Here is a 15,483-nt window from a genome sequence, read left to right as displayed (position 1 = left end):
ACACGCGTGTCGTTCCCGCGGAGACGCGCGCGCCGGACCGCCGACGCGCAGCCCGGCGTGTCCTCGTCCGGCGCGTCGCGGGGGCCATCGCCTACCGTGCCGAGGGTGGCGGGCAGCAGCTGGCGGAGAACACTCGGGCGACTGGTGGACGTCGTCGTCCAGGAGGGCAGCCGGAGCCTCCGGCGCAGCAGCCGCACGCGCAGGCGTCCCGGCGACCGGTCGCCGTCCCTCCCCGAGTGGGCCGCCCCCGGCTCGGCGCCCCCTGCGCGGGCTCCCCTGCCCCCGGCGGCGCCGCCGCGGCGGATCCACCTGGCGACCGACTACACCGGTCCGCTGGAGCTGGACTACGCACCACGGGCCGACGGCCGTCCCGATCCGGGCGAGGTCGTCTGGACCTGGGTGCCGTTCGACGAGGGCGACGGCCGGGGCAAGGACCGGCCGGTGCTGGTCGTCGGGCGGGACGGCGATGCCCTCCTCGGCCTCATGCTGACCAGCAAGGACCACGACCGGGACGTGAGCGACGAGGCCCGGCACGGCCGGCACTGGGTCGACGTGGGCAGCGGCGGCTGGGACCGGCAGGGCCGGCCCAGTGAGGTGCGGATCGACCGGGTCCTGCGGATCGACCCGGACGACGTCCGGCGCGAAGGCGCTGTCCTCGGCCGGGACCGGTTCGACCAGGTCGCCGTCGAGGTGCGGCGCCTGCGGGGCTGACGACGGGTCGTCAGCCGGTGGCGCCGTCGCCGTCCCGCGAGGTCCGAGGCCGCAGGTGGTAGACGCCGGCCGAGTCCGTCAGCGACCGCAGGTCGTACCGGTGCACCACCTTCGGCCCGCCGTGCAGGTGGGTGTGGGTGATCGTCGGCAGCGGCTCACCGTGGCGCGCCTCGCGGAGCTCCACCCGGCCGTCCAGCGGCCCGCCCACGAACAGCAGCACGGCAGCCTGGTCCTCGGCAGTGCCGGTGGCGGTCGTGTCGTCCTCGGACAGCGCAGTCCTCCTCGCTCGGTGCCGGTGCCGCACCGGGTGGCGGCCCCGACAAGGGTAGGCACCCAGGAGCCGCTCGTCCCGCGGCAGCGACGCTCAACCGCCGGCGATCGGGCGTGATCCGTGCCGCGTCCACACCTCGTGGCCGGCCGCCGAGACCGCCGCGAGGAGGGGCACGAACAGCAGGGCGCCCGCCAGGCCCCACAGCAGCCCGCCCGCCGTCACGGCGATCAGCACCATGGCCGCGTTGATCGGCAGCCGGTTCTTCATCACGTAGGGCTCGACCACGTCGTTGCCGAGCTGCTGGACGAGCACGACCAGCCCGAGCACCAGCGCGGCGGTGCCCAGGCCCGAGGTCCCGTAGGCGACCAGCACGGCGACCGCGCCGGCGACGAAGGCGCCGATGGTGGGGATGTAGGAGGCGACGAACTGCAGTGCGGCGAGGGTCAGCGCCAGTGGCACGCCGAGCAGCAGCAGACCGACCCCGATGCCGACCGCGTCGAACAGAGCCACGATCGTCAGCCCCCGCACGTAGGCGCCGACCGTGCCCCACGCCGCCCGCCCGCCGGCGTCGACGTCCTCCCGGAGCGTGCCGCCGAACTTGTCGACCAGCCAGCGCCACATGCCCGGACCGCTGGTCAGGAAGAGGAACGCGAGCGCCAGGGCGAGGAAGACGCCGAGGACGATCTCGAGCAGGGTCCGGGCCGGCCCGATCAGCTCGGTGACGCCGGAGCTGCCCTGCCCCCCGCCGCCCATCAGGTCGCCCAGGGAGGGCATGGAGATGCCGAATCGCTCGGAGAGCTGGGCGGAGACCCGGTCCAGGGCGTCACGGAGCTGGGGCAGCTGGGAGGCGATGCGGGCGGCCAGACCGAACCCCGCGGCGGCCAGCAGCAGGAGGAGCAGCAGCACGGCGGCACCCGCGGAGACCCACCGCGGCACGCCTCTGCTGCTCGCCCAGCGCACCGCCGGCGCCGCCACCCCGGCGAGCAGCAGCGCGGTCAGCACGGCGACGAGCACCAGGGTGAGCTTCACGGCCAGGCCGGCGAGCAGCCAGACGAGGACGGCGAGCACCAGCAGCCGCCCGCCGACGGCGGCGGAGCGCACCAGCCAGTCGGGCGCCGCCCGGCCGTCCAGGTCTGATCGGGGCTCGAGATCGGGTCGGGGTCCGAGGTCGGAGCGGGGTTCGTGAGCTGCCATGCCCAGGGGATGCCACGGGAACGCCGCCTGACACATGACGATCGGGGATCGTCACGTTCAGGCCGGCTGCTGCCCCCTGCCCAGCCAGCGGGCCAGCAGCGGGGCGGAGAAGAGCATCACGAACAGCCGGAGCACCTGGACCGCGAGCACGAAGGTCGCGTCGGCGCCGCTGCCGGTCGCCGTGGCCAGCACCGCGTAGAGCCCGCCGGGCGTGGTGGCCAGGTACCCGTCGAGCGCGCTCACCCCGGCGGTCCGGGACAGCAGGACCCCGAGCCCGGCGCAGGCCGCGACCGCACCGACGATGAGCACGACGGCCAGTGGCAGCGCCCGGCCGACCAGCCGCAGGTTCGCCCGGGTGAAGCCGAGGCCCACCTGCAGCCCGATCGCCAGGAAGCCGGCCGCCTCCACCGGCGGCGGCACGGTGGCCCCCTGCGACAGCCCGGTGACGTCCAGGACGGCGGCCACCGCCAGCGGACCCAGCAACGCGCCCACCGGCAGCCGGCTCACCCGGCCGAGCAGCACCCCGACGACCACGCAGACCACGGTGAACAGCAGCCCGGCCGGCCAGCCGGGGCCGTCGTCGGTCGGCGAGGCCGCGCCGTTACCCGAGGCGCCGTAGACGGTGGTGGCCACGATCGGCATCGCGGTCACGATGAGCAGCACCCGGAGGTACTGCAGGACGGCGACCACCTGGGCGTCCGCGCCCAGGTCCCGGGCCATCGCGGTGATGCCGGAGGCGCCGCCGGCGATCATCGAGAACGCGCCGGTCACCGGGGTGACCCCGGGCTGCAGCCGCATCAGCTGCCCGGCGACCAGGCTGACGGCGAGCGTGGCGACGGTGATCAGCAGCACCGGCAGCCAGTGGTCGGCGACCGTGCGCAGCGTGTCGGCCTGGATCAGCGCGCCGATCGAGACCCCGATGACCGCCTGCGCGCCGGTGCCGGCCGGCCGTGGGAGCGCCAACGGCGTGGTGCCGAGCAGCGCCCGGCCCAGCCCGGCCACCAGCCCGCCGAACAACGCGGCGGAGGGCACGGCGAGGAGGTCGAGCGCCACGGTGGCGCCGATCCCGACGAGGAGGACGGCGGCCCAGTCGAGCACCCGCTCCCCTCGCCCCCGTGCCACGCCGGGCACTCTGCCCCACCTCGTCGGCACCCTGTTGCGAGGCCCGTCCGAGCTCGTGGCGGTGAGCCCGCCCTCAGAGGCCGGCGATGCGACGCAGCTCGGCGACGTGGGCGCCGAACGCCGCCCGCCCTGCCTTGGTGAGCGCCAGGCTGGTGCGCTGGCGGGAGGCGATGGTGGACTTCCGCACCTGCACGTAGCCCGCCTCCTCCAGCTGCTTGACGTGCTTGGAGAGGACGGAGTCGCTCACCGAGACCGCGTCCCGGACGGCGGCGAACTCCATCGTGTCGACGACCGCGAGCAGCCCGCAGATCTGCAGCCGCGGCGGGGCGTGGACCACGGCGTCGAACCGCGGCTCGACCGCGGTCACCGCCCGGCCCGCAGGCCGGCGACGTAGATCCGGGTCACCCACCGGCTGAGCAGACCCGCCGACGCCCCCAGCACCGCGCCCACCACGACCATCGCACCACGCAGGTCGAGCAGGAACTCGGCTGCGCCGCCCAGGGCGAACAGCACGAAGTAGCCGGTCGCCCACCACCGGATGGCTCGCTGGACGCGGTCCTGGACCGGCCCCACCTTCCGGGCGTCCCACCAGACCCCGGTGATCCGCTGGTACGCCGACACCAGCCCGGCGATCCCGGCGAGGAAGAGCACCAGCGCTCCGGCGATCACCCAGATGCTGTGGGACGAGTAGCTGCTGAAGAAGCCGAAGAGGAGCAGCCCCAGGGCGACGTCGTACCACCACGGCTGCATCAGGCGGTCGGCCACCGCAGCCCGGTCCGACTGCAGCGCGGCGAGCTGCGCGGCCGCCGCCTGCGGGTCGGTCACCGGCTCGCCCCCGACGGGCACGGACCCCGTCATCGCTCGCCCCGCAGCTCGGCGGCGTAGGCGCGGCTCCAGTGGCGGCCCAGCAGGGCGACCGCGACCCCGAGCACGGCGCCGGCGGGCACCATCACCCAGTGGTGGCCGTACCCGTCGGCGAGCACGAACGCCGGCACGAGGACGACCAGGACGATCCCGATCCACACGGCCATCGAACGCGCGTCGATGTTCACCCAGACGCCGGTGATGCGCTTGTACGCGGAGATCAACGCGGCGAGGCAGGCACCGAACACCGCCAGCGCCGGGAAGGTCACCCACAGCGAGTCGAACGCGTAGGAGGCCATGAACCCGAACAGCAGCAGCCCCAGCGTGACGTCGTACCACCACGGCGGTACGACCCGGTCGGCCAGCGCGGCGCGGTCCGCGTCCAGCGCGGCCAGTTGGGCGGTGGCGTCGTCCCGGCCGATCCCTCTGCTTTCCATGATGGAAAGAGTGGCGCATGACTTTCCACTTCGTCAAGAGACACGCCCCTGTCCTCACCCGGGGTGCGCGTGGTCGAATGGCGCTCCAACTGCGACGGCAGTGGAGGAAGCCCGGTGGAACTCCGGCGCGGTCCCGCCACTGTGACCCGGTCCCGGCCGGGGAGTCAGGAACTCCCGCCGTCGCTTCCTGCCACCTCCGGGCGTGGACACCCGGGGAGAGGACCTGTGGTCTCTTCATGACCTATCCCTTCGGCGCTGTCGTCGGCATGGACGACATGCGACTGGCGCTGCTGCTCAACGCCGTCTCCCCTGCCGTGGGCGGGGTGCTCGTGCGCGGCGAGAAGGGCACGGCGAAGTCCACGACGGTGCGCGCCCTGGCCGCCGTCCTGCCTCCGGTCGACGTCGTCGCCGGCTGCCGCTTCGCCTGCGACCCCGCCGCCCCCGACCCGGAGTGCCCGGACGGCCCGCACTCCGCCGACGACCGCCCCGTCACCCGCCCGGCCAAGCTCGTCGAGCTGCCGGTCGGCGCCTCGGAGGACCGGCTGGTCGGCTCGCTGGACCTGGAGCGCGCGCTGACCGAGGGCGTGAAGTCGTTCGAGCCCGGGCTGCTGGCCGGTGCGCACCGCGGCGTCCTGTACGTCGACGAGGTCAACCTGCTGCACGACCACCTGGTCGACCTGCTGCTGGACGCCGCCGCCCTGGGCCGGGCCTACGTGGAGCGCGAGGGCGTCTCGGTGCGGCACGCCGCTCGCTTCCTGCTGGTCGGCACCATGAACCCGGAGGAGGGCGAGCTCCGCCCCCAGCTGCTGGACCGGTTCGGGCTCACCGTCGAGGTCGCCGCCCCCCGGGACGCCGACCTGCGCGCCGAGGTGGTCCGCCGCCGCTTCGGCTACGACGCCGACCCGGCCGGCTTCGCCGCCGCCTGGGCCGTCTCCGAGCGCGAGCTGGCCGACCAGATCGCCGCGGCCCGCGCGCTGCTGCCCAGCGTGGTGCTGAGCGATGCGGCGCTGCGCCAGGTCACCAGCGTCTGCGCCGCCTTCGACGTCGACGGCCTGCGCGCCGACCTGGTCACCGCCCGCGCCGCGATCGCGCACGCGGCCTGGTGCGGGCGCACCGACGTCACCGAGGACGACGTCCGGGTCGCCGCCCGCCTGGCGCTGCCGCACCGCCGCCGGCGCAACCCCTTCGACGCCCCCGGCCTGGACGAGGAGACCCTGGACCAGGCGCTGGAGGACTCCCGCCCCGACTCCCCGCCGGACGACGACCCCACCCCACCCGAGGGCACCGACCCCACCGACGGCGACCCGACGGACGACACCCCAGACGGCAACGACCCGCCCGGCGGCCCGACCGCCGGTGGCCCCACCGACGGCGGCACCCCCGGGGGCCAAAATCGCGACTTTGGCCCCTCGGACGACGGCACCGGTCCGGACGGCGGGGAGCAGGGGCCGACGACGGCGCCGCGGGGTGAGGGCGGCGGGCACACCGACGCCGCGTCGGCACCGGAGAAGGCCGCCGTCGCCCCGGACGCCGCGTTCCGGGTGCAGCGGCTGGAGGTGCCCGGCATCGGCGCGGGCGCAGCCGGCCGGCGGTCCCGGGCCCGCAGCGAACGCGGCCGGGTGGTCGGCTCCCGCCGTCCCGAGGGCAGCGTCACCAAGCTGCACCTGGTCGACACCGTGCTCGCCGCGGCACCGCACCAGCGGGCCCGCGGGCGCACCGGCACCGGCCTGCGGGTCGAGCGGGACGACCTGCGCCAGGCCACGCTGGAGGGCCGCGAGGGCAACCTGGTCCTCTTCGTCGTCGACGCCAGCGGCTCGATGGGCGCCCGGTCCCGGATGGCCGCGGTGAAGGGCGCCGTCCTCTCGTTGCTGATGGACGCCTACCAGCGCCGGGACAAGGTCGGCCTGATCACCTTCCGCGGCGGCGACGCCGAACTCACCCTGCCGCCGACCTGGTCGGTGGAGGCGGCGGCCGCCCGGCTGACCAGCCTGCCCACCGGCGGGCGGACCCCGCTGGCCGCGGGGCTGCTCCGGGCGCACGAGACGCTGCGGTTGGAGCGGGTCCGTGACCCGCAGCGTCGGCCGCTGCTGGTCGTCGTCACCGACGGCCGGGCGACCGGGCCGCGCGGTGGCGACCACCTCTCCGACGCCCGCCGGGCCGCCGGCCTGCTCGCCGCGGCCGGGACGGCGAGCGTCGTCGTCGACTGCGAGTCCGGCCCGGTGCGGCTCGGCCTGGCCGCGTCGCTGGGCACGGCGCTCGGCGCGCAGACGATGCGGCTCGAGGAGCTGGGACCGGAGTCGTTGGTCCGCACGGTGCGAGAGGCCGCCTGATGCCACAGGGACAGGTCACCGCGGTCCCGGTCGACGGGCTGACCACCCGGCAGCGCCGCAACCGGCCGCTGCTGGCGGTGCACACCGGTGAGATGAAGGGCAAGTCCACCGCCGCCTTCGGGATGGCGATGCGCGCGTGGAACCAGGGCTGGTCGATCGCGGTCTACCAGTTCGTCAAGAGCGCCAAGTGGAAGGTCGGCGAGGAGAACGCGCTGACCGCCCTGGGCGAGCTGCATGCGACGACCGGGCAGGGCGGCCCGGTGGTCTGGCACAAGATGGGCTCGGGCTGGTCGTGGTCGCGCAAGCACGGCGACGAGACCGACCACGCCGGTGACGCCGCCGAGGGCTGGGCGCAGATCAAGCGCGACCTGGCCGCCGAGGCGCACCGTTTCTACGTGCTCGACGAGTTCACCTACCCGCTGAAGTGGGGCTGGGTGGACGTCGAGGACGTCGTGGAGACCCTGACCAACCGGCCGGGCAGCCAGCACGTCGTCATCACCGGGCGCGACGCCCCGCCGGCGCTGATCGAGGCCGCCGACCTGGTCGTGGAGATGACCAAGGTCAAGCACCCGATGGACGCCGGCCAGAAGGGCCAACGGGGGATCGAGTGGTGATGACCGCTCCCTTCCCCGTCGAGTGCGCAGTTGTGGTCGCCCGCCCCGGCGTGTCCGCGCGTGTCGGCGACCACAACTGCACAGTCGCCACGAGGACCGGGCGATGAGCACCCACCGCATCCCGCGGATCGTCGTGGCGGCGCCGTCGTCGAACGCCGGGAAGACGTCGATCACCACCGGGCTGATCGCTGCGCTCACCAACCGTGGGCTCACCGTGAGCCCGCACAAGGTCGGCCCGGACTACATCGACCCCGGCTACCACGGCCTCGCCGCCGGCCGGCCGGGCCGCAACCTGGACAAGTGGCTGGTCGGCGACGACCGGATCACCCCGCTGTTCCTGCACGGCTTCCGCGGTGCCGACGTCGCGGTCGTCGAGGGCGTGATGGGCCTGTTCGACGGCGCCGCCCACGCCAGCGTCGAGCCCGGCTACGGCTCCACCGCCCAGGTCGCCGCCCACCTGCAAGCGCCGGTGGTGCTCGTGGTCGACGCCGCCTCGCAGGCCCGCAGCGTGGCCGCGCTGGTGCACGGGTTCGCCACCTTCGACCCGACGGTGCGGATCGGCGGCGTGGTGCTCAACCGGGTCGGCTCCGACCGGCACGAGGCGATCCTGCGCGAGGCGCTGGGCACCGCCGGGGTGCCGGTGCTCGGTGCGGTCCGCCGGATCACGGAGCTGCAGACGCCGTCCCGGCACCTGGGGCTGGTGCCGGCGGCCGAACGGTCGGCGGAGGCGGTCCGGACCGTGCGCGCGCTGGGCGCGGTGGTCGAGTCGAGCATCGACCTGGACGCCGTCCTGCGGCTGGCCCGCACCGCGCCGGACCTCACCGGCGAGCCGTGGGACCCGGCCGCCGAGGTGACCCGGGTCGAGGGCCGGCCGGTGATCGCCGTGGCCGGCGGCCCGGCCTTCACCTTCGGCTACGCCGAGACCGCCGAGCTGCTCACCGCCGCCGGCGCCGAGGTGGTGACCGTCGACCCGCTGCGGGACGACGATCTCCCCGAGGGCACCGGGGCGCTGGTCGTCGGCGGCGGCTTCCCCGAGGTGCACGCCAGCGCGCTCAGCGCGAACGTCGGCCTGCGGACGGCGATCGCCGACCTGGCCGCCCGTGGGGGTCCGATCGCCGCGGAGTGCGCCGGGCTGCTGTACCTCTCCCAGGAGCTGGACGGCGAACCGATGTGCGGGGTGCTGCCGACGACGACCGCGATGCACCCGCGGCTCACGCTGGGCTACCGGGCCGCGGTGGCGCTCACCGACAGCGTGCTGGCCCCGGCCGGCACCCGGGTGCGCGGGCACGAGTTCCACCGCACCGCCGCCGGCCCCGCCGCCGGTGCGACCCCCGCCTGGCAGTGGAACGCCGACGGACCGGAGGGCTTCGTGGTCGGCAACGTGCACGCCTCCTACCTGCACCTGAACTGGGCCGGGTCTCCCGGGATGGCCACCCGCTTCGTCGCCGCCGCCGCGCGGCTCCCCCAGGAGGTCGGCCGTGCACATCGCTGAGGGGTTCCTGCCGCCCGCTCACGCCATCGGCTGGACGATCGCCGCCGCCCCGTTCGTCGTCCACGGCGCCCGGGCGGTGGTCAAGGAGGTGCGGGAGAACCCGGAGTCGACCCTGCTGCTCGGCGCCGCCGGGGCGTTCACCTTCGTGCTCAGCGCGATCAAGCTGCCCTCGATCACCGGCAGCTCCAGCCACCCGACCGGCACCGGGCTGGGCGCCGTCCTGTTCCGACCCCCGGTGATGGCGCTGCTCGGCACGGTGGTGCTGCTGTTCCAGGCGCTGCTGCTGGCGCACGGCGGGCTGACCACCCTGGGCGCCAACGCCTTCTCCATGGCGGTCGTCGGCCCCTGGGCCGGCTACGCCGCCTACCGGCTGGTCCGGCGCAGCGGGGGCGGGCTGCTCCCCGGGGTGTTCGCCGCCATGGCGGTCGCCGACCTGGCCACCTACGTGACGACGGCGCTGCAGCTGGCCTGGGCGCACCCCGACGCGGCCAGCGGTTTCGCCGGGGCGGCGGCGAAGTTCCTGTCCGTCTTCGCCTTCACCCAGGTGCCGCTGGCGATCGGTGAGGGCCTGCTCGGCGTCCTGCTGTTCCGGGTGCTCGTGGTCAGCGCCCGCCCCGAGCTGGAGCGCCTCGGCGTCCTTCGCCGCACACCGGAGCCCGATCAGGCCCCGGTGCCCGAACCCACCCCCGGGGCTGAGCGGTGAGGCGGCACCTGGTCACCGCGCTGCTGGTGCTGGCCGTGATCGCGCTCTTCGCCACGCCGCTGCTGCTCGACGGCGCCAGCGAGTACGCCGGCACGGACAGCCAGGCCACCGCGCTGATCGAGGAGTCCGACGCCGGCTACGAGCCGTGGTTCGAGTCGGTCTTCTCCCCCGGCTCCTCGGAGATCGAGTCCGGCCTGTTCGCGCTGCAGGCGGCCCTGGGCGGCGGGGTGCTGGGTTACGTGCTCGGCCGGCTGAAGGGCCGGCGGACGGCGGAGCAGACGGCGGGGAAGGCGCTCACGCCGCCGACGACGCCGTGACCGGGCTGGCGATCGACGACGCCGCCTGGGCCAGCGCCTGGCGGCTGCGCTCCCCCGCCGACAAGCTGCTGCTCAGCGGCGGACTGGTGCTCGCCGCCCTGGTGCTCCCGGCCTGGCCCGGCAGCGTGCTCGTCGGGCTGGCCGCCGTCGTCCTGGCGCTGGGCCCGGCCCGGGTGCCGGCGCGCACGTTCGGCCGGGCGGTCCGGCTGCCCCTGGCGTTCATCCTGATCGGGGCGCTGACGGCCGTCGTCCAGGTCGGGGACGGCGGCCTCGGCTGGGCGCCGGACGCCGCCACCCAGGCCGGCGGGCTGGTCGCGCACGCGGTGGCCGGCAGCGCGGCGGTGCTGCTGCTGGCGACGACGACGCCGATGTCGGACCTGCTGCCCGCGCTGCACCGGCTGCGGGTGCCCGACGCCGTCGTCGAGGTGGCCTCGGTGACCTACCGGATGCTGTTCGTGCTGCTCACCAGCCTGTCGACCATCCGCGAGGCGCAGGCCGCCCGGATGGGGCACGCGGGCATCCGGAACTCCTACCGCTCCTCCGGGATGCTGGCCGCCGCGGTGCTCACCCGCTCCTGGGACCGGGCCCGGCGGCTGTCCGACGGGCTGGCCGGGCGCGGCATGGAGACCGGGCTGCGGGTGCTGCCGGAGGTGCTGCCCTCCTCCCCCCGCTTCGTCGCTGCCACCCTGGCCGGCCTGGCGGCCCTGGTCACCGTCAGCGCGCTCACATGAGCCACCTGACGCTGGCCGCGGAGGCCCTGGTCGCCGGGTACGAACGGGGCGCCCGGGTGCTCGACGGCGCGTCGCTGACCGTGCCACCCGGCCGCCGGCTCGCGCTGCTGGGCGCGAACGGGTCGGGCAAGACGACGCTGCTGCGCTGCCTGTCCGGGGCGCTGCCGCCCACCCGCGGCCGGATCACCCTGGACGACGCCGAGCTGCACTTCACCCGGAAGGGCCTGCGCGCCCACCGGCAGGCGGTGCAGCTGGTGCTGCAGGACCCCGACGACCAGCTGTTCAGCGCCTCGGTCGCCCAGGACGTCTCCTTCGGGCCGGTCAACCTCGGCCTGCCGGAGGAGGAGGTCCGCGCCCGGGTGGCCGAGGCCCTGGAGCTGCTCGCCGTGGCCCACCTGGCCGGCCGCCCGACGCACCAGCTCTCCTACGGCGAACGCAAGCGGGTCGCCATCGCCGGTGCGGTCGCCATGCGGCCATGCGTGCTGATGCTCGACGAGCCGACCGCCGGGCTCGACCCGACCGCGGTCGGCGAGGCCCTGGCCGCACTGGCCCGGCTGCAGGAGGCCGACTCGACGATCGTGATGAGCACCCACGACGTCGACCTGGCGCTGCGCTGGGCCGACGAGGTCGCCGTGGTGGTGGACGGCGGGGTGGTGCAGGGTGCCCCGGACGTCGTCCTGGGCGACGACGCGCTGCTGGCGCGCGCCCGGCTGGACCGCCCCTGGGCGCTCAGCGTCGGCGCCCGGCTGCAGGCCCTCGGGCTGCTGCCCGACGGCGCCCTCCCCCGCGATGCCGACGCGCTGCTGGCCGCCCTCCCCGACCGCCCCGGGGTGCGCACGTGACCGGTCCGGGGACCACCGTCGGCGTGGGCGTCTCCACCGGGGCGACCGCCGAGGAGGTGCTGGCCGCCGTCGACGCCGTGCTGCCGGCACCGGAGGGCCCGGTCCGGCTGGCCACGCTGGACGTCCGGGCCGCCGAGCCGGGGGTGCGCGAGGCGGCCGCGCGCCGCGGCTGGCTGCTGACCGGGCACCCGGCCACCGCCCTGGCCGCCGTCCCGGTGCCCACCCCGTCGGCGCGGGTCGCCGCCGCCGTCGGCACGGCATCGGTCGCCGAGGCGGCGGCTCTGCTCGGAGGCGGGCGGCTCGTCGTCAGCAAGCGGGTGCACGGCCGGGTCACGGTCGCGGTGGCCGTCTCCCCCGGCGTCGAGGCCAACGACCTCCAGGACGGCGACGTCGACCTCCGGCACGACGACATCGACCTCCGGCACGACGACATCGACCTCCGGCACCACGACATCGACCTCCGGCACCACGACATCGACCTCCGGCATCACGGCGACGTCGAGGTCGGCCCCGGCCTGGTCGACCTCGCGGTCAACGTCCGGGCGGACGCCCCACCGGCCTGGCTGCGCGCCGTCCTGGTCGACGCCCTCGACGCCAGCGCCGCCTACCCCGACCCGCGCCCGGCCCGCGCCGCGGTCGCCGCCGCGCACCACCGCGACCCGGCCGAGGTGCTGCTCACCGCCGGCGCCGCCGAGACGTTCACGCTGGTCGCCCGGGCGCTGCGCCCCCGCCGCGCGGTCGTCGTCCACCCCTCCTTCACCGAGCCGGAGGCCGCGCTGCGCGCCGCCGGCCACCCGGTGGAGCGGCTGCTGCTGACCGCGCCGGGGTACCGGCTGGACCCGGCGGCGGTCCCGGCCGACGCCGACCTCGTCGTCGTCGGCAACCCGACCAACCCGACGTCGGTGCTGCACCCCGCCGCCGACCTCGCTGCGCTGGCCCGCCCGGGCCGGGTGCTGCTGGTGGACGAGGCGTTCGCCGACACCGTGCCCGGGGAGCCCGAGTCACTGGCCGCCCGCACCGACCTGCCCGGGCTGCTGGTGGTGCGCAGCCTGACCAAGACCTGGGGCCTGGCCGGGCTGCGCGTCGGCTACGCCCTGGGCCCGGCCGACCTGGTCGCCGCGCTGGCCGCGCAGCAACCGCACTGGCCGGTCTCGACCCCCGCGCTCGCCGCGCTGGCCGCCTGCACCGCACCGTCCGCCGGGGCGGAGGCCGAGGAGGTGGCCCACCGGCTCACCGAGCACCGGGCCGCGCTGCTCGCCGCGCTGCCACCGGCGGTCGAGGTGGTCGCCGAGCCGCGGTCGTCCTTCGTGCTGCTGCGCGTGCCGGCGGGTGCCCGGGTGCGCGAGCGGCTCCGGGCACGGGGCTGGGCGGTGCGCCGGGGCGACACGTTCCCCGGCCTGAGCAGCGACCACCTGCGGGTCGCCGTCCGGGACCCGGAGACCTCCCGTGCGTTCGCGTCGGCGCTGGCTGAGACCCTTGACCCGATCGACACGACCGAGGAGGTCCGCTGAGCACCGACCCGACCCCCTTCGCCGGCACGCTGCTGGGTGCGACCATCGCGGCCATCACCCCGCGGGACAGCACCGCCGAGCGGGCCGCTCGGGAGCGGCTGGACCGGATGACCAAGCCCCCCGGCTCCCTCGGCGTGCTCGAGGACGTCGCGGCGCAGCTGGCCGGCATCGCCGGGGTGTGCCCGCCCCCGCTGCCCGAGCCGGCCGCCGTCGCGGTCTTCGCCGGCGACCACGGCGTGCACGCCCAGGGCGTCACCCCGTGGCCGCAGGAGGTCACCGCGCAGATGGTGGCGAACTTCGCCGCCGGCGGCGCCGTGGTCAACGCCTTCGCCGCCCAGCTGGGCGCCGAGGTGGTCGTGGTCGACGTCGGCGTGGCCACCCCGGTCGGCCCCGCCGCGGGGCTGCTGGAACGCAACGTCCGCCGCGGCACCGCCGACCTCTCCCTCGGTCCGGCGATGACCCTCGCGGAGGCCCGGCAGGCCGTCGAGGTCGGCATCGAGGTGGCGACGACGCTCGCCGCCGGCTCCGGGTGCCTGGTCACCGGCGACATGGGGATCGGCAACACCACCGCCGCCGCCGCCCTCGTCTGCGCGTTCACCGGCGCCGCCCCGGCTGCGGCGACCGGCCGCGGCACCGGCATCGACGACCCCACGCTGGAACGCAAGATCGCGGCGGTCACCCGCGCGGTGGCCCGGGTGCCGGCCCGCCCGGCCACGCCGGAGGCGGCCCTCGCCGCGCTGGCCGAGCTGGGCGGCCTCGAGCACGCGGCGCTGGCCGGCTTCGTGCTCGGCGCCGCGGCCGCCCGGGTGCCGGTGCTGCTGGACGGCGTGATCGCCGGCTCGGCCGCCCTCGTCGCCGCGGCGCTGTGCCCCGCGGCGCTGGACCACGCCCTGGCCGGCCACACCTCGGCCGAGCCGGGCGCCGGCCTGGCCCTGCGTGCGCTGGGCCTGCGCCCGCTGCTCGGGCTCGACCTCCGCCTCGGCGAGGGCACCGGGGCGCTGCTGAGCCTGCCCCTGGTGGCCAGCGCGGCCCGTGCGCTGCGCGACGTCGCCACCTTCGACTCCGCCGGTGTGACCGAGAAGTGACCGCCTCTCCGGATCCGGGCACCGTCTACCCGGTGGGCCTGCGGCTGACCGGGCGCCGCGTCGTCGTCGTCGGCGGCGGCCAGGTCGCGCACCGCCGGGTCGCCGGGCTCCTCGAGGCCCGCGCGCAGGTCACCGTGGTCAGCCCCGAGCTCACCCCGGCCCTCGAGGCCCTCGTCGCACCCGGCTCGGTCACCTGGCACCCGCGGCGCTGGGTCGCGGGCGACCTGGCCGGGGCGTGGTACGCCGTGGCCGCCACCGACGACCCCGACGTGAACGCCGCCGTCGCCGCCGAGGCCGAGCGCGACCGGGTGTTCTGCGCCCGCGCCGACGACCGCTCGGTCTCCACCGTCTGGACCCCGGCGGTCGGCCGGCAGGGCGACCTCGTCATCGGCGTGCACGGGGGCGGCGACCCGCAGCGGGCCATCGGCGTGCGGGATGCGGTGCTGACCGGGTTGACCGACGGCTCCATCGCCGACCGCGCCTCCCGCACCCCCTCGGTGGCCGCCGGCAGCGTCGTCCTGGTGGGTGGCGGGCCCGGTGACCCCGGGCTGGTGACGGTGCGCGGCCGGCAGGCGGTCGCCACGGCGGACGTCGTCGTCGCCGACCACCTCGCCCCGCAGGGGCTGCTCGCCTCGCTGCCCGCCGACGTGCTGGTCATCGACGCCTCCAAGCTGCCGCGCGGGCGCTCGATGGCGCAGGAGCAGATCAACGAGCTGCTGGTGTCCCACGCCCTCGCCGGCCGCCGGGTGGTGCGCCTCAAGGGCGGTGACCCGTTCGTCTTCGGCCGCGGCTACGAGGAGCTCGAGGCGTGTGCCGCAGCCGGCGTGCCGGTCGAGGTCGTGCCCGGGGTGACCAGTGCGATCGCCGTCCCCGGGCTGGCCGGCGTCCCGGTGACCCACCGCGGGATGACGCACGAGTTCGTCGTGGTCTCCGGGCACGTGCCGCCGGGGCACCCGGCGTCACTGGTCGACTGGGCGGCGCTGGGCCGGCTGCGCGGCACGGTGGTGGTGCTGATGGGCGTGGACACCGCCCCGGCGATCTCCGCCGCCCTGGTGGAGCACGGCCGGGGACCGGAGACGCCGGTCGCCGTGGTCACCGACGGCGCCAGCCCCTCGCAGCGGACCCTGCGCACCACCCTCGCCGGGCTGGCGCAGACCATCGCCGACGAGGGCGTCCGCCCGCCCGCCGTGTGGGTGGTCGGCGACGTGGTGGGCCTCGGCGCCGGCTGATCGCCGAGCAGGTGGCACACGGCCGACGTA

At 76.3% G+C, this 15,483-nt stretch carries 17 protein-coding genes and 1 riboswitch; of the genes, 11 read left to right on the top strand and 6 right to left on the bottom strand.

The window, feature by feature from the left end; all coding sequences use genetic code 11:
• Positions 1 to 105 precede the first annotated feature (105 nt).
• Positions 106 to 711 (top strand): type II toxin-antitoxin system PemK/MazF family toxin, encoded by a 606-nt coding sequence (locus tag O2W20_RS12725; RefSeq protein WP_269172258.1) that lies wholly within the window; start codon positions 106 to 108, stop codon positions 709 to 711.
• 10 nt (positions 712 to 721) lie between these two features.
• Here O2W20_RS12725 and O2W20_RS12720 read toward each other — a convergent pair whose 3' ends face one another.
• The 6 genes from O2W20_RS12720 to O2W20_RS12695 form a co-directional block, all read right to left on the bottom strand.
• The gene (locus tag O2W20_RS12720; RefSeq protein ID WP_269172259.1) at positions 722 to 931 is read right to left on the bottom strand and encodes a hypothetical protein; all 210 of its coding nucleotides are present in this window, start codon (positions 929 to 931) and stop codon (positions 722 to 724) included.
• A 144-nt stretch (positions 932 to 1,075) separates the two neighbouring features.
• Positions 1,076 to 2,176 carry an AI-2E family transporter gene (locus tag O2W20_RS12715; protein WP_269172260.1) on the bottom strand — a complete coding sequence of 367 codons (1,101 nt, stop codon included), beginning with the start codon at positions 2,174 to 2,176 and terminating at the stop codon, positions 1,076 to 1,078.
• A gap of 57 nt (positions 2,177 to 2,233) precedes the next feature.
• Complete coding sequence (locus tag O2W20_RS12710) at positions 2,234 to 3,298, bottom strand: AbrB family transcriptional regulator (RefSeq protein ID WP_269172261.1); 1,065 nt, start codon at positions 3,296 to 3,298, stop codon at positions 2,234 to 2,236.
• Positions 3,299 to 3,371: 73 nt separating this feature from the next.
• Positions 3,372 to 3,665: a transcriptional regulator gene (locus O2W20_RS12705; RefSeq protein ID WP_269172262.1), complete on the bottom strand. Its 294-nt coding sequence runs from the start codon at positions 3,663 to 3,665 to the stop codon at positions 3,372 to 3,374.
• Positions 3,662 to 4,156: a hypothetical protein gene (locus O2W20_RS12700; protein ID WP_269172263.1), complete on the bottom strand. Its 495-nt coding sequence runs from the start codon at positions 4,154 to 4,156 to the stop codon at positions 3,662 to 3,664. Before O2W20_RS12700 ends, O2W20_RS12705 begins: the two co-directional genes overlap by 4 nt.
• Positions 4,153 to 4,599, bottom strand: a complete 447-nt coding sequence (locus O2W20_RS12695; protein WP_269172264.1) for a hypothetical protein — start codon at positions 4,597 to 4,599, stop codon at positions 4,153 to 4,155. Before O2W20_RS12695 ends, O2W20_RS12700 begins: the two co-directional genes overlap by 4 nt.
• Before the next feature lie 78 nt (positions 4,600 to 4,677).
• A riboswitch (adenosylcobalamin (AdoCbl) riboswitch) is annotated at positions 4,678 to 4,789 on the top strand.
• Between the two features lie 46 nt (positions 4,790 to 4,835).
• On the opposite strand from O2W20_RS12695, the gene O2W20_RS12690 reads away from it, so the two are divergent.
• From O2W20_RS12690 to cobA, 10 genes are all read left to right on the top strand, one after another.
• Entirely contained in the window at positions 4,836 to 6,929 is a 2,094-nt protein-coding gene (locus O2W20_RS12690) for a putative cobaltochelatase (RefSeq protein WP_269172265.1), read from the top strand.
• A complete protein-coding gene (cobO, locus tag O2W20_RS12685; RefSeq protein WP_269172266.1) occupies positions 6,929 to 7,543 on the top strand; it encodes a cob(I)yrinic acid a,c-diamide adenosyltransferase in 615 nt (204 codons plus the stop codon). Before O2W20_RS12690 ends, cobO begins: the two co-directional genes overlap by 1 nt.
• Before the next feature lie 103 nt (positions 7,544 to 7,646).
• On the top strand, positions 7,647 to 9,035 hold the full coding sequence (locus O2W20_RS12680) for a cobyrinate a,c-diamide synthase (RefSeq protein WP_269172267.1): 1,389 nt from the start codon (positions 7,647 to 7,649) through the stop codon (positions 9,033 to 9,035).
• Positions 9,022 to 9,738 carry an energy-coupling factor ABC transporter permease gene (locus tag O2W20_RS12675; RefSeq protein ID WP_269172268.1) on the top strand — a complete coding sequence of 239 codons (717 nt, stop codon included), beginning with the start codon at positions 9,022 to 9,024 and terminating at the stop codon, positions 9,736 to 9,738. The genes O2W20_RS12680 and O2W20_RS12675 overlap by 14 nt, the downstream gene beginning before the upstream one ends.
• Entirely contained in the window at positions 9,735 to 10,055 is a 321-nt protein-coding gene (locus O2W20_RS12670) for an energy-coupling factor ABC transporter substrate-binding protein (RefSeq protein WP_269172269.1), read from the top strand. The genes O2W20_RS12675 and O2W20_RS12670 overlap by 4 nt, the downstream gene beginning before the upstream one ends.
• On the top strand, positions 10,052 to 10,786 hold the full coding sequence (cbiQ, locus tag O2W20_RS12665) for a cobalt ECF transporter T component CbiQ (RefSeq protein WP_269172270.1): 735 nt from the start codon (positions 10,052 to 10,054) through the stop codon (positions 10,784 to 10,786). Before O2W20_RS12670 ends, cbiQ begins: the two co-directional genes overlap by 4 nt.
• Complete coding sequence (locus O2W20_RS12660) at positions 10,783 to 11,628, top strand: energy-coupling factor ABC transporter ATP-binding protein (RefSeq protein WP_269172271.1); 846 nt, start codon at positions 10,783 to 10,785, stop codon at positions 11,626 to 11,628. The genes cbiQ and O2W20_RS12660 overlap by 4 nt, the downstream gene beginning before the upstream one ends.
• The gene (cobC, locus tag O2W20_RS12655; protein ID WP_269172272.1) at positions 11,625 to 13,139 is read left to right on the top strand and encodes an Rv2231c family pyridoxal phosphate-dependent protein CobC; all 1,515 of its coding nucleotides are present in this window, start codon (positions 11,625 to 11,627) and stop codon (positions 13,137 to 13,139) included. Before O2W20_RS12660 ends, cobC begins: the two co-directional genes overlap by 4 nt.
• Positions 13,136 to 14,224: a nicotinate-nucleotide--dimethylbenzimidazole phosphoribosyltransferase gene (cobT, locus tag O2W20_RS12650; RefSeq protein ID WP_269185507.1), complete on the top strand. Its 1,089-nt coding sequence runs from the start codon at positions 13,136 to 13,138 to the stop codon at positions 14,222 to 14,224. Before cobC ends, cobT begins: the two co-directional genes overlap by 4 nt.
• Positions 14,221 to 15,453, top strand: a complete 1,233-nt coding sequence (gene cobA, locus O2W20_RS12645) for a uroporphyrinogen-III C-methyltransferase (protein ID WP_269172273.1) — start codon at positions 14,221 to 14,223, stop codon at positions 15,451 to 15,453. The genes cobT and cobA overlap by 4 nt, the downstream gene beginning before the upstream one ends.
• The last annotated feature ends 30 nt before the right edge of the window (positions 15,454 to 15,483 follow it).

This window comes from Modestobacter sp. VKM Ac-2982, assembly GCF_026967935.1.
In the GTDB taxonomy this organism is placed as follows: Bacteria; Actinomycetota; Actinomycetes; order Mycobacteriales; family Geodermatophilaceae; genus Modestobacter.
This window is presented reverse-complemented; position numbering and strand designations above follow the sequence as displayed.